Source organism: Gordonia sp. 852002-50395_SCH5434458 (assembly GCF_001665905.1).
In the GTDB taxonomy this organism is placed as follows: Bacteria; Actinomycetota; Actinomycetes; order Mycobacteriales; family Mycobacteriaceae; genus Gordonia; species Gordonia jacobaea.
Map to the genome: position 1 here is coordinate 1 of NZ_LZTC01000006.1, position 13,610 is coordinate 13,610.

General features: G+C 66.9%; 11 protein-coding genes. 8 read left to right on the forward strand and 3 right to left on the reverse strand.

The annotated features are described in order from the left end of the window. Positions 1-620: 620 nt before the first annotated feature. Together A5785_RS00870 and A5785_RS00875 are read right to left on the reverse strand one after the other, a co-directional pair. A complete protein-coding gene (locus tag A5785_RS00870; RefSeq protein ID WP_039855905.1) occupies positions 621-1,511 on the reverse strand; it encodes an exodeoxyribonuclease III in 891 nt (296 codons plus the stop codon). Positions 1,512-1,554: 43 nt separating this feature from the next. Then, the gene (locus A5785_RS00875) at positions 1,555-2,958 is read right to left on the reverse strand and encodes a carboxylesterase family protein (RefSeq protein WP_005206605.1); all 1,404 of its coding nucleotides are present in this window, start codon (positions 2,956-2,958) and stop codon (positions 1,555-1,557) included. A gap of 103 nt (positions 2,959-3,061) precedes the next feature. Between A5785_RS00875 and A5785_RS00880 the strand changes: the two genes are divergently transcribed. The 7 genes from A5785_RS00880 (at position 3,062) to A5785_RS00910 (ending at position 11,265) form a co-directional block, all read left to right on the forward strand. Then, positions 3,062-4,735, forward strand: a complete 1,674-nt coding sequence (locus A5785_RS00880; RefSeq protein WP_064864178.1) for a sigma-54-dependent Fis family transcriptional regulator — start codon at positions 3,062-3,064, stop codon at positions 4,733-4,735. Between the two features lie 55 nt (positions 4,736-4,790). Further along, positions 4,791-5,438, forward strand: coding sequence for a TetR/AcrR family transcriptional regulator (locus tag A5785_RS00885; protein ID WP_064864180.1), 648 nt, complete (start codon positions 4,791-4,793; stop codon positions 5,436-5,438). Between the two features lie 260 nt (positions 5,439-5,698). Beyond that, positions 5,699-7,195, forward strand: a complete 1,497-nt coding sequence (locus A5785_RS00890; protein ID WP_064864181.1) for an aldehyde dehydrogenase family protein — start codon at positions 5,699-5,701, stop codon at positions 7,193-7,195. Positions 7,196-7,238: 43 nt separating this feature from the next. Continuing rightward, positions 7,239-8,351: an NDMA-dependent alcohol dehydrogenase gene (locus tag A5785_RS00895; protein ID WP_005206609.1), complete on the forward strand. Its 1,113-nt coding sequence runs from the start codon at positions 7,239-7,241 to the stop codon at positions 8,349-8,351. A gap of 134 nt (positions 8,352-8,485) precedes the next feature. Further along, entirely contained in the window at positions 8,486-9,628 is a 1,143-nt protein-coding gene (locus tag A5785_RS00900; protein ID WP_005206610.1) for an AI-2E family transporter, read from the forward strand. Positions 9,629-9,672: 44 nt separating this feature from the next. After that, positions 9,673-10,470: a hypothetical protein gene (locus tag A5785_RS00905; RefSeq protein ID WP_005206611.1), complete on the forward strand. Its 798-nt coding sequence runs from the start codon at positions 9,673-9,675 to the stop codon at positions 10,468-10,470. An 18-nt stretch (positions 10,471-10,488) separates the two neighbouring features. Further along, the gene (locus A5785_RS00910) at positions 10,489-11,265 is read left to right on the forward strand and encodes an alpha/beta fold hydrolase (RefSeq protein ID WP_064864183.1); all 777 of its coding nucleotides are present in this window, start codon (positions 10,489-10,491) and stop codon (positions 11,263-11,265) included. Positions 11,266-11,347: 82 nt separating this feature from the next. Here A5785_RS00910 and A5785_RS00915 read toward each other — a convergent pair whose 3' ends face one another. Continuing rightward, the gene (locus tag A5785_RS00915) at positions 11,348-12,757 is read right to left on the reverse strand and encodes an MFS transporter (protein WP_064864185.1); all 1,410 of its coding nucleotides are present in this window, start codon (positions 12,755-12,757) and stop codon (positions 11,348-11,350) included. Between the two features lie 120 nt (positions 12,758-12,877). Here A5785_RS00915 and A5785_RS00920 point away from each other — a divergent pair, with 120 nt between their 5' ends. After that, entirely contained in the window at positions 12,878-13,537 is a 660-nt protein-coding gene (locus A5785_RS00920; RefSeq protein WP_005206614.1) for a TetR/AcrR family transcriptional regulator, read from the forward strand. Positions 13,538-13,610 lie beyond the last annotated feature (73 nt).

A 13,610-nucleotide genomic window follows, 5' to 3' on the forward strand; every position in this document is an offset into this window, starting at 1 on the left:
CTGTCGAGATCACCCGCCGCGCGCAGTGGTCTCGACCTGGGTGCTCGCTGCGCTCGCGCCCGCTCGACCAGCGGGGCCGCTGTTTCGCAGTCGGGCCCGGCCCGCCGATCGAGCCCCACCCCGCCGATCGAGCCTGTCGAGATCACCCGCCGGGCGCAGTGGTCTCGACTCGGGTGCTCGCTGCGCTCGCGCCCGCTCGACCAGCGTGGCTGCTGTTTCGCAGTCGGGCCCGGCCCGCCGATCGAGCCTGTCGAGATCACCCGCCGCGCGCAGTGGTCTCGACCTGGGTGCTCGCTGCGCTCGCGCCCGCTCGACCAGCGGGGCGCCCGGCCGCTGGTCGGGGCCCGCGCGACACCTTGCCCGACGCCCGCCAGACCGCCAACTCCGCAGCGCGCGTACACAACTCGGTCGTCAGCGCGACGCCGAGACAATAATCTCCTCGGCGCCCCGCTGACGTCACGATTGTGTACGCACCCCGGCTCGAGCCAGACCTTGCGACCCGCATGCACGGCAGCATCACGGCCGGGCTAGATGTGTGTCGAACCGAAGGATCTGTGTGCTGCAGCACCCACATCTTTCGATACGACACACATTTGGCGTTATGGGTGGGCCCCGGGCGCCTACTTCGCTTGCGGCAGGCGGGCGGTGGCGCCCTTGCGGGCGGGGTTCGACGGCGGGGGCACCATCGGGCCGATGTCGCCGTCGGGAGCGGTGTCGAGGTCGACGACGACGGGGGCGTGATCGCTGGGTTTGGTGCCCTTGCGGGCGGCGCGGTCGACCCACGCGGCCTTCGCCCGGGCGGCCACGTCGGCGCCGGCGAGGATCAGGTCGATCCGCATGCCGAGGTCCTTGTGGAACATGCCCGCCCGATAGTCCCAGTAGCTGAACACCCGCTCGTCGGGCCAGCGGTCGCGCACGACGTCGTGCAGGCCGAGTCCCTCGATGTCCTCGAGCGCCGACCGTTCGGCCACCGTCACGTGCGTGTGGCCGGCGAAGGCAGCGGGGTCGTAGACGTCAGCGTTGGCGGGCGCGATGTTCATGTCGCCGCACAGCATCGTGTTCGACGGCGCGTCGACGCTCGTCCCGGCCGCGACGACCTCGCGCAACCGCTCCAGCCACGACAGCTTGTAGTGGTAGTGATCCGAGTCGGGTTCGCGGCCGTTGGGTACGTACAGCGAGTAGATGCGCACTCCCCCGCACACCGCCGACACCGCGCGGGCCTCCGGCGCCGACGCGGGGTCAGGGAAGCCGGGCGCACCGTCGAAGTTGGCGACGACGTCGTCGAGTCCGACCTTCGACAAGATCGCGACCCCGTTCCACTGCCCCTGGCCCACATGCGCGAATTGGTAACCGCGCTCGGCGAATTCGGGGCCGAGGACGGTGTCGAACACGTCGTTGGAAAGCTTGGTCTCCTGCAGGCAGACCACGTCGGGTGAGCGTTCGTCGAGCCACGGCAGCAATCGCGGGATACGTTGTTTGACTGAGTTCACGTTCCAGGTCGCCACGCGCATGCACACCACGCTAGTCAGGTCGTGGTGCCCAGACGCCGCCGACCTACGCCGACGCCCGCCGATACCGCAGCACCGATCGCGCGTCGTCGGGTTGACGCTCGCCGAGATCCTCACCACGGATGAAGCGACCCCAGATGGCGCGCAGTACCCGCCCGGCCTCCTCGACCTGCGGCCACGTCGCACCCTCGAGCAACTGCGCACCCGCCCACTGTTCCTCGACGCCGAAGAGCAGCGGCAGATCGACGCAGTGCGCGGCTCCGAGCGCGTTTCCCGGTGCGTGCCAATGCAACCGATAGTCGACGACGCTGCCGCCCGCCGCCGCGTGCTTGCGTGCAAAGTCGGCGGTCGGGGCGGTGTAGACCTTGCGCGTGATCAGCGAGGTGGCGATTCGTCGAATCGGTCTGCCCAACACCGGGAAGTGCGACGCCGTCTCGGCGATCGGGACGCCAGGGACGAAGAACTCGATCTCGTCGCGGGTGCAGCCGACGAGCAGGTCGATGTCTGGAGCCGACGCCGCCCACGCATCCTCGACGTCTGGCTCCGCAGGGAGCGGTTCCATCCCGTACTGCACGCCGAACGGCATCGCCCCCGTCAGCCCGTACCGCGGTCCGTCGACGATCAGTTTCTGCTGTGTCGAGAGAATGGCGCCGATCGGCGTCTCGGCGTCGAACTCGCTTGTGCGCGCAAATATGTCGCGGACCATGTCGCTGCGGTTCCAGCGGATGCCGAAGGGTGCGCTCTGCAGGATCGCCCGCCGGAAGCGCCGGGCGGCACGCGGCACGGTCATCAGGTGCGCCACTGCGTCGGCGCCTGCCGATTGCCCGGCGCAGGTGACCTGATCGGGGTCGCCGCCGAACGCCGCGATGTTCTCGTGCACCCATTCCAGCGCTGCGATGAGGTCGAGCAGCCCCAGATTGGCCGGACGCTCCTGCGAGCCGTCGCCGAGGAACCCGAGCACACCGAGCCGGTAGGTGACTGCCACGACGATCACGTTGTGCTCGGACACCAGCGCGGTCGGATCGTGGTGCGGCTCGTCTCCTGCGCCGAGCACATACGATCCGCCGTGCACCCACACCATCACCGGCAGCGGGGCGTCGAACTCCCGCGTCGGCCGCGTGATGGTCAACCGCTGGCAGTCCTCGTCGGCGACCATGCTAGTCGCCGGACCGCCGAGCATCATCGTCACCAGCGGACTCGACACCTGCGGGCACGCGGCCGCGGGGGCGTCACTGCGGTGCGGAACCGTCCGCGGCGCGACCGGCTCCGGCGCCGCAAACCGATCGGCACGGGCGTACGGGATGGCCCGCGCGCGAACGACCGGACCGTCAACGGTGCCGACGACCCGACCACAGGGCGGGTCGAAGGTTGCAATATCGGTGGACTCGACGTCATCAGTTGATTCGACGTCGTCTGTGAATTGGACGCCGTCAGGTGCCGGAGTTGCCATTCCCCCACCGTAGTGAACAGTTCGGCCGCGGACGGGTCAGTGTGCGCATCCGGCACCGAGCCGGGCACCCAACCTTTCCTTCGCGGCGATTCTGTGCGATGTTGTGACCATCGACACATCGTTCGCCTCATCGGTGAGTGCGCCGCAACGCGCAGTGATCGCGCAGTCGTGGCGCCGCTCCGCGCTGTCCGGCGTACAACCCGACAGCCCGCTACCCGAACTCGTCGACGACGCCTCACGCTCGGATGTCCTCCTCGACGCCGCGCGCCCTGTCCTCGACGACGCCGCCGCACGGCTCGCAGACACCGGCACCTCACTGCTGCTCGTCGACCACGAGTGCCGGATGGTCTCCCGCGTCTGCCTCGGCACCACCGTCGACCGCGCACTCGACAGAGTCGGCGCGACACCCGGCGTCGACCTCGGCGAAGAGACCGTCGGCACCACGGCTCTTGGCACGCCCGCGGAGATACGTCGAGGGTTGGCCGTCAACGGGCGCGAGCACTACCTGGAGCAGTTCAAGTCGCTCAGCTGTTTCGGCGCGCCCATCATCCATCCGGCCACCCGTCGCCTCGCAGGCATCCTGTGCATGACGGAGATCGCCGATCGCATGAACCCCCTGTCGGTGCCCCTCGTGACCGGCATCGTCGGCGACATCGCCGACCGTCTCCTCGACCGCTCGCGCGCACAGCAGCGTCGGGTTCTCGACGCATTCCAGCGCGCGGCACCCCGTCGCGACGTCGCGGTCGCAGCCATCAGCGAAGACCTACAGCTCACCAATTCGCGTGCAGCAGAACTGCTCTCGCCGACAGACATCGCCGCATTGCGTGCAATCGCCGCCGACCCTGCCCTCCGGGAGACGACCCTGCAACTGGTCCTTGCGTCCGGAGTCGGCGTCGAGGTGCTCGCCACGCCTGTCGTGGGCGCCCGCGGGGCGGCGCTGTTCGGTCTGCGGCCCAGCACATCGCCCGCGCGGACGATGGTCTGCACCGACATACCGTCGACGCGGCAGGCCACCATCGCGATCACCGGAGAGCCCGGAACCGGACGCAGCACCAAGGCCCGCGCGATGGCAGGACCCGACGCCACGACCGTCGACGTCGCCGAGCTGTTGATCACCGGCGATCAGCCGGACATCGGCACCCTGATCGGCGATTCACGACGTCGCTCGCGTGCGCTGATCGTCGACGGCGTCGACCTGCTCGACGACAGGTCGCTCACCATCCTGGCGGCCGCGTGCCGCACGGCCGACAAGGCAGCGCCGCTCGTCCTGGTCGCCGGACCGCCGGACCAGGCGCGAACCACCGTCGCGGCACTGACGGCCAGGTGCGCCACGCGTCTCGATGTCCCCGCGCTGCGCAACCGCACCTCCGAACTGGCCGACATCGTCGACGAGATACTCGGCGACATCACCTCGGGCTCTGCACTCGATTCACACGCGGCATCTGGTTCACCCCCGGTGCATTCGGTCAGCGCGCCGACGCTCGAGGCCCTCGTCTGTCAGGAGTGGCCCGGGAATCTCGTCGAACTGTCCTCGGTGTTGGCGCAGGCCGTACGCTCGTGCGATGCCCGTGGCGCGCGTGCGATCGAACCCGCCGATCTGCCTGCCGACCATCGCACGACGAGCCGGGCCGCCCACCTCTCCGGACGCGAACAAGCCGAGCGCGCAGCCATCCTGGAAGCACTCGACCGACACACCGGCAACAAGGTGCATGCCGCCCGTGACCTGGGCATCAGCCGCACCACCCTCTACGCGCGCATCCGCGCATTGGGGATCTGACAGCACCTTCGCGCTAGGATGAACCCGAACTTATCGATCGATAGTTAGGGCCCTCATGACGGCGTCAACCGCGGGAGCCGAAGCCGGCACGACGCCGCCTGCTTGGCGCCGCGTCGACCCACCGGAGTTGTCGCCGATCCTTCAGGCAGCGCTCGAGGCGTTCTACGACAACGGATTTCATGGCACCTCTGTGCGGCAGATCGCCGCGAAGGTCGGTGTCACGGTCCCCGCCCTCTACTACCACCACAAGAGCAAAGAGGGCATCCTGCTGGCTCTTCTGGAGTACTCGACCGGCGACGTGCTCGCGCGCGCCTACGCCGCCAGGGCTGCTGCAGCGGGCGACCCGGTGACCGAGTTGGCGAACGTCATCGAATCGATCGTCCTGGTCATGACGAGTCGGGTCCGACTGGCGGCCGTCGAAGGCGAGATCCGGTATGCGGGCCCCGAGAACCGGTTGCGGTATCGCGTGTTTCGCAAGGGGATCGAAGATCTGGTCCTCGACATCGTGCAGACCGGAACAACCAAAGGCGTCATGCACGTCAGCGATGTCGCCGAAACCACAAGAGCGGTACTCGCCATGTGCCAATCGATCCCGCGGTGGTTTCACGACGACGGACCGTTGACCCCACAGATGGTGGCGGAGAAGTACGTCGACATCTCGCTGCACACAGTGGGCACCCTGCCGCGGACTCCACTCGGATAGCCGAGTCAGCTCACCGATCTGCTGCCGCGCGATGTGGGTTGAGTGCGGCGCACAACCCGACCACGCAGACGCAGCGCTGATTGTCGCGTCCCGGTAACGACCGACCACCCGCGGATCACCCCACCGCGGCAGTGGTCAATGCGTGTTCATCGCAGTGTTCAGTTTCTGGACACTTCGTCCCATGCGAGCAGTGGCAGAACTATAGACAGATCCGCATCTATGACGCAGATCACGATCTGCACGCTCGAGCAGGAGGACGCATGACCGCTGTAGCACCCGAACTGGCAACCAAGGTCCGGGATTTCATCTCGACCGATCGACCGATGCTGATCGGAGGTGAGTGGGTCACCGCCGCATCCGGTGAGACCTTCGAAACCATCGATCCCGCCAACGGACGCACGCTGACATCGGTCGCCCGCGGCGACGCCACCGACATCGACCGCGCCGTCCGCGCCGCGCGCAAGGCATTCGACGACGGCCCGTGGTCGCGCATGAAGCCCAACGAGCGCGAGCGTCTGCTCTGGCGCGTCGGCGACATCCTCAACGAGCGCGCCGAGGAGTTCGGTCAGCTCGAAGCCCTCGACAACGGCAAGGCCGCCACCATCGCGACCGCCGTCGACACCGCATGGTCGGCTGACATCTTCCGCTACAACGCCGGTCTGGCCACCAAGATCACCGGCAGCACCGTCGACGTCTCGATGCCGTTCGTCCCGGGTGGCGAGTTCCACGCCTACACGTTGCGTGAGCCCGTCGGTGTCTGCGGCTTGATCGTCCCGTGGAATTTCCCGCTCCTGATGGCGTCGTTCAAGCTGGCCCCGGCCCTCGCGGCGGGCAACACCGTGATTCTCAAGCCGGCCGAGCAGACCCCGCTGACGGCTCTGCTGCTCGGCGAAGTGTTCACCGAAGCGGGCTTCCCGCCCGGCGTCGTCAACATCGTCACCGGCTTCGGCGACGCAGGCGCCGCACTCGCCGCGCACGACGACGTCGACAAGATCGCCTTCACCGGTTCCACCGAGGTGGGCAAGAAGATCGTCGAGGCGTCGAAGGGCAACCTCAAGAAGGTCTCACTCGAACTCGGCGGCAAGAGCCCCAACATCGTCTTCGCCGACGCCGACTTCGAGCAGGCCGTCGCCGGTTCGGTCGCAGCGTGGATGTTCAACCACGGCCAGTGCTGCGTCGCCGGAACACGGCTGTTCGTCGAACGACCCATCTTCGACGATTTCACCGCCGCTGTCGCAGAAGCGGCGTCGAAGGCCAAGATCGGGCCGGGCCTCGATCCGACGACCGAACTCGGACCGCTTGTCAGCCAGGAGCAATTCGACCGCGTCTCGGGCTACCTTGCGGCGGGCCTAGCCGACGGCGCTCGCGCACTGACCGGCGGAAAGCGTTGGGGCGACGAGGGTTTCTTCATCGAGCCGACAGTGTTCGTCGACGTCGAGCCCGACTTCTCCATCGTTCGTGAGGAGATCTTCGGTCCCGTCGTCGCGGCGTTGCCGTTCGACGCCGACACGGGAGTCGCTGCGGCAGCCAATGATTCGATCTACGGGCTCGCCGCGGGCATCTGGACCACCGACGTGTCGAAGGCGCACAAGACCGCTCGTCAGATCAAGGCGGGTTCGGTGTGGGTCAACCAGTACAACGGCTTCGACACCGCGATGCCCTTCGGCGGCTATAAGCAATCGGGCTGGGGACGCGAGCTGGGCCAGTCGGCCATCGAGCTCTACACCCAGACCAAGGCCGTCAACGTCGCGCTCTGATTCGACACTCTGATCTAGCCCTGATCTGCAAGGAGATACAACCGTGAAAACCAAAGCCGCCGTACTGCTCGACGCGGGCAAGCCGTTCGAGATCATGGAGCTCGACCTCGACGGCCCGAAGGAAGGCGAGGTGCTGATCAAGTACACCGCCGCGGGCCTGTGCCACTCCGATCTGCACCTCACCGATGGTGACCTGCCACCGCGCTATCCGATGGTCGGCGGCCACGAGGGGTCGGGCATCATCGAGGAGATCGGGCCGGGCGTCACCAAGGTCAAGCCGGGCGATCACGTGGTCTGCTCGTTCGTACCGAGTTGCGGCACGTGCCGCTACTGCTCAACGGGCCGACAGTCGTTGTGCGACATGGGCGCAACCATTCTCGAGGGCATGCTGCCCGACGGCACGTTCCGCTTCCACGGCGGCGGCCAGGACTTCGGCGGCATGTGCATGCTGGGGACGTTCAGCGAGCGCGCGACGATCAGCGAGCACTCCGTGGTCAAGGTCGACGACTGGCTGCCGCTGGACAAGGCCGTCCTCGTCGGCTGCGGTGTGCCTACCGGGTGGGGTTCGGCGGTCTACGCCGGCAACGTCCGCGCGGGCGACATCGTGGTCATCTACGGCATCGGCGGCATCGGCATCAACGCGGTGCAGGGCGCTGTACACGCCGGAGCCAAGTACGTCATCGTCGTCGACCCGGTCGCGTTCAAACGTGACACCGCAGTGAAGTTCGGTGCCACACACGCTTTCGCATCTGCGGCCGAAGCTCAGGAGAAGATCACCGAACTGTCCTGGGGACAGGGTGCAGATGCCGCGATCGTCACCGTCGGCACCGTCGACGAAGACGTGGTCTCCGCGGCGATCGGGTCCATCGGCAAGGGCGGCCAGGTCGTGATCGTAGGACTCTCGAGTCCCGCGAAGTTCACGGTGCACTGGCCCGGCATCGACCTCACCCTCAACGAGAAGACCATCAAGGGCTCACTGTTCGGTTCGGCCAATCCGCAGTACGACATCATCCGTCTGCTCCGCCTCTACGACGCCGGTCAGCTCAAGCTCGACGAACTGGTCACCCAGACCTACACGCTCGAGCAGGTCAACGAGGGCTACCAAGATCTGCGCGACGGTAAGAACATCCGTGGCGTGATCATCCACGACGACTGATCGCCCCTCGGTGTCACGGCTCGCCCACTCCGTGACACCGTCGCCTACCCGGCCCGGCCGCGACGGACACCCCGACGCGGCCGGGCCGTTCCATTCGAGGCGCCGATTCGGCGCGCTGCCGATAGCCTGCTGAGGTGAATGAGCCATCGGCCTCGTCAGCTACCGCGAATCCCGCTCCGAAGGCGACGCTGAATCTGCGTCGTATCGGGGTGACGAGTTGGTGCGTACTCGGCATCATTGCCCTCGTAGTCGTCGCTGCGCTTGCGCTGGGTGCGGTGAGTGGAATCCTGATCCCGCTCGTGGTCGCGGTGATCATCAGCGTGGTACTCGAACCGCTCGTCGCTCGACTGACCCGCATGGGTGTGCCGTCGACCGTCGCGGTGTTCCTCGCGCTGCTCGTCGCGATCCTCGTCGGCGCCGGCACGGTCGGGATCGTGATCTGGGGCGTCATCGACCAGTGGTCGGACATCTACGGTCAAGCACTGCTCGGCTGGCACTCGTTCACACGGTGGGTCGGCGACCTCGACATCGACCCGCGGTGGCTCGAGGACGCGCGCACCGCGCTCGAGAGTCACACCCGCGAGGTGGGGCTCGGTGCTCTCGCATCGCTCAGCAGTACGTTCTATGGCGCCATCACGCTGCTGATCGGCATCTTCTTCGCACTCTTCTTCCTCTTCTTCGCGCTGCGCGATGCCGACCGTTTTCCCGCATTCCTCGCACGCACGACCGGCGCGGATCCGGCCGAGATCAACGGGGTCGTCAGCGTGACCCGACAATCGGTTCGCGGCTACTTCAGGGGCACAGCGCTCACGGCTGTGCTGACGGCACCGATCTTCATGGTCCCGCTGGTGATTCTCGGTGTGCCGCTGGCAATTCCAATCTTCGTGCTCTACTTCTTCCTCTCCTTCATCCCGTTCGTCGGCGCCTGGATCACCGGGGCGTTCGTGGTGTTGATCGCGTTGGGTTCCAACGGTCCCACTGCCGCACTGATTCTCGCCATCACCTTCGTCATCTCCAACGGCACCGTGCAGAGCGCCGTCAGTTCGTGGGCGCTCGGCTCGTCGTTGCAGCTTCACCCGATGGCCGTGTTGCTCGCGACGATGGTGGCGGGCACCGCTGCCGGTTTGCTCGGCATGGTCCTGGGAGTACCTCTTCTCGCGGCCACGGTGAAGTCTCTGGAAGTCATCCGCACTCATCGCAAAGCTGCTGACGACGTCGATTCTGGCGAACCCGACGCCGACGGTGATGTGGGCACCCCCGCAGCCGACGGAACCTGAGACGGCTGCCGGAAATCCCCAGCTCGACCAACTATCCTCACCGCATGCAGGCGGTCACACCCACCACGCGTGCCGCGATCCGAGCCGAAGTCACGCATATCGTGCGGCATCCCGGCGATCTCCTGTTGTCCGTGGCGTCGAGCGCAGCGATCGTGCTGTTTCTCTGGTACGTGGTTCCCCGCTCGTGGTTCTTCACCTTCACCGGTCCGGAGGGCCTCCCGTACGCGCTTGCGGGATGGATGTACACCGATGCGTTCGTCACCAATGTGCTGACCAGCGACCCCGAACGAGCTCTCGCAGCTATCGACGATCCCGCCGAGCTCACCGCACTGCTGCGCGCGAAGGTCGTGGCGGTCTGGTTGATCATCGGCCCGCTGTGCACCGTCATCGCGGTGGCAATCGCGATGACGCAACACACGCACTGGCGGTTCGCCATCGAGGTCATACTCGCGGTCGCGGTGGTGCCGTTCGGCGCGCTCGCGGTGAGCGGCCTGGTCGGCGTCACGTTTCCCTACCACCAGCGCTCTCTCCGATGGCGCTGGCAGAACAGGCGGCGTTTCCGTCAGGTGATCGTCCGCTGGGGGCTGTTGATCGCCATGCCGAACCTGATCTTCCCGCTCGCCTTCGCCCTGATCGTCGTCGCGCCGGTAGCCATCTGGAAGCTCACGAACCGCCAGGGATGGGACACCGCACAGACCGACACCGAGTTCGCGCTGTGCGCGATGCTGGCTGTACTGGTCACCGCAGCGATCTGGTACGGCGCCCATCGGTTCGGTGTCTGGTGGGTGAGCAGGCACCGGGATCGTCTCCGCGAGTATCTCCTGGACGTCGAACGGGGCTGATTTTGGTTGAATGGTGGTATGGCCCACGTCACATCTGAAGACGGCACACCCATCGCGTACGACACGATTGGCACCGGCCCTGTGGTCGTCGTGGTCAACGGTGCGATGTCGAAAGCGTCCGACGCCGCGCCCCTCGCGCAGGCACTCGCCGACGCGGGCTTCACAGGCGTCGTCTTCGATCGACGCGCCCGTGGATACAGCGGCGACACCCGGCCGTACTCGCCGGATCGCGAGGCCGAGGATCTGGCCGCCGTCATCTCCGCAACCGGCGGCACGGCCGCTGTGCTCGGGCACTCATCGGGCGCGATCCTCGCACTGTTCGCCGCGTCGCGGGGCGTACCGATCGACCACCTCTTCCTCTCGGAACCTCCGTTTCGCTTCGGCGAGGACGACCCCGCAACCGACCTCCCCGACAGGCTCCAACAGATAGTCGACGACGGCCAGCGCGCCGACGCCGTGACCACGTTCCAACTCGAAGGCGTCGGCCTCCCACCTGCGATCGTCGAGCAGATCCGGAACAGTCCGATGTTCGACGGCCTGCTGGCAATCGCCCAGTCGGTGGTCTACGACGCGACGATCGCGCGGGACTTCTCGCAACCGACCCCCCAGATGCTCACCGTCGCGATGCCGGTCACGATCCTCCTCGGCTCCGACACCTTCCCGCTCCTCGAAGCTGCCGCGCCTCGCCTGGCCGAAGCGATCACCGGGGCCGAACTCGTGCGCGTTCCCGAATCCGCGGGACACCGCCCCGACCCTGCCGCCACCGCCCGCGTCATCGCCGAGCGGAACAGCTGACACGAGATCGACCGGGCGCCCCAGCATGCCGACTGGGCGCTCGAGAGCGCCGACTGGGCGCTCGAGACCATCGACCGGGCGCCTACGCCGACGCCCTCGCTACCTCGACGCTCCGACGCCGCGGCAGGATGAGCCACGCCGCGACGCTCCCGACCACCAGCAGGACCGCGCCGAGCAGGAACCCCGCCTGAAACCCCTCGCGCGGCACCGCGTACCCGCTGGCGGCGGCCACCAAGACCGCCAATCCGATGGTGCCGCCGAGTTGCCGCGAACTGTTCACCACGCCCGAGGCCACGCCGACGTCGTCGGGCGACACCCCTTCGGTTGCCACCGCTCCGATCAGCACCATCGAACCGCCGATCCCGACAGCCGTGACGGCCGACGGCAGCAGGATTCCGAGCCAGAAATCGAAGTGCGCCGGCATCGTCGCGAACAGCCCGAGGCCAATAGCGGCAACCACTCCCAAGACAACGATCGCCATTCGCGCTCCGATGCGCGCAGAAAGTCGTTGTGCCACCGCTATTCCGACGACGACGAAGAGACAGAACGGCAGAAAGAGCACTCCCGTCACCGCACTCTCGACACCCCACACGGTTTGGATGTAGAGCGAGCAGAAGTAGAAGGCGGCAAGTTGTCCTGCCGCGATCATGAATCCGAACACGTTGGCGCCCAGCACACTTCGCTCCCGCATGAGGCTCGGCGGCATCAACGGATGCGACACCGATCGCTCGATCACCGCGAAGATCCCCAACAGCACTGCGGCGGTGACGAATCCGCCGACTGCCTGCCACGATCCCCACCCGTGATCGCCTCCCGCGCTGACGGCATACACAAGGGCAGCCACGCCGAGCGTCACGGCGACCGCGCCGGGAACATCCAGTCGCGCAGTGCGTGCGACGTCGCGACGTGGAACTCCGCGCAGCGCCGCGAATACCGCGATCGCGATGATCGGCACATTGACGAGAAGGACCGCTCGCCACGACCACCGCTGCGTGAGCACACCACTGAGCACCACGCCCAGCGCACCCCCGGCCGCACCGGCACCGCCCCACAGACCCATCGCCCGTGCGCGCACGGCCTGGTCGCCGATGGTGGCCACCAGCGCCAACGACGCTGGAGCCAACAGCGCTCCCGCAACACCCTGCACCGCTCGCGCGGCGACGAGAACTCCTGCGCCCCCGGCACATCCGCCGACGATGCTCGCTACCGCGAAGACACCCAACCCGACGAGTACCGATGTTCGACGCCCCCACAGATCGCCGATCCTCCCGCCGAGAAGCATGAACCCAGCGAAGGTCAACAGGTACGCGGTGACGACCCACTGCAAACTCGCGTCCGTGAATCCGAGATCGGCACGCATGGCGGGCAACGCGATGTTGACAAGCGACATGTCCATTGCCACAAGGAATTGCAGCAGGAACACGGTTGCCATGAGCGCACCGCGACCCTGCGCAACACCACCATCAACCCGGGCCGTCTCCTGATCTGCCATCGATCCTCCTCTGCCCATCACTCGATCCGCATTCACGTACGCGTACGTTTACGTACTAGTACGTGATCATAGCTGCCGAGCGTCGCCTCGCCAAGGGCACGGCGATGGGATGATGGGACGATGCCCGCAGCCCGATCCCTCCAACTCGACGAGATCGTCGACGCGGCAATCCGCATCCTCGAGCAGGACGGACCGCAGTCGCTGAGCATGCGTCGCCTCGCCGCCGACATGGGCACCAAGCCGATGACCCTCTACAACTACGTTCCGAACAAGGCAGCGCTGCTCGGCCTGGCACTCAGCGACGTCGCGGCACGCATCCCGTGGGCCGAACCGACGGGCGCTCCTCGTGACCGCATGATCGCCATCGGTGTCGACATGTACGAGAAGATGCGCAGCATCGGGTGGGTCGTGCCGATCCTCCGCGACGGCATGATCGTCGGCACGCCCGCGCTTGCCCTCGCCGACGCGTTCCTCTCGGCCGCATCCGAACTCGGACTCGACGACGGCGCGGCGCTCGACACCTGGCGAGCCGTCTGGTACCTCGTTGCCTCGGAATTACAGTGGCAGGACACACTTTCCAGGCGGTCCGCCGACGAGGTGTCCTGGCACCAATCCATCGACGACAGCGACCTGACCGAGTTTCCGACGGTCAGCCGACTCCTACCCGACTGGGCCGGCCATTCCGCCGACTTCGACATCCGCGACGTCATCACCGCACAGGTCGACGGCGCACTCGCACAACGCAGCACGGCGCGTCGCACATCGACGCCCCGCGACTAGTGTCCTGAGTCATTAATTCGTGTGCAGTAGTGGGCGATGGAGTCGAGGATCTGGTCAGCGGTCTTGACCCACA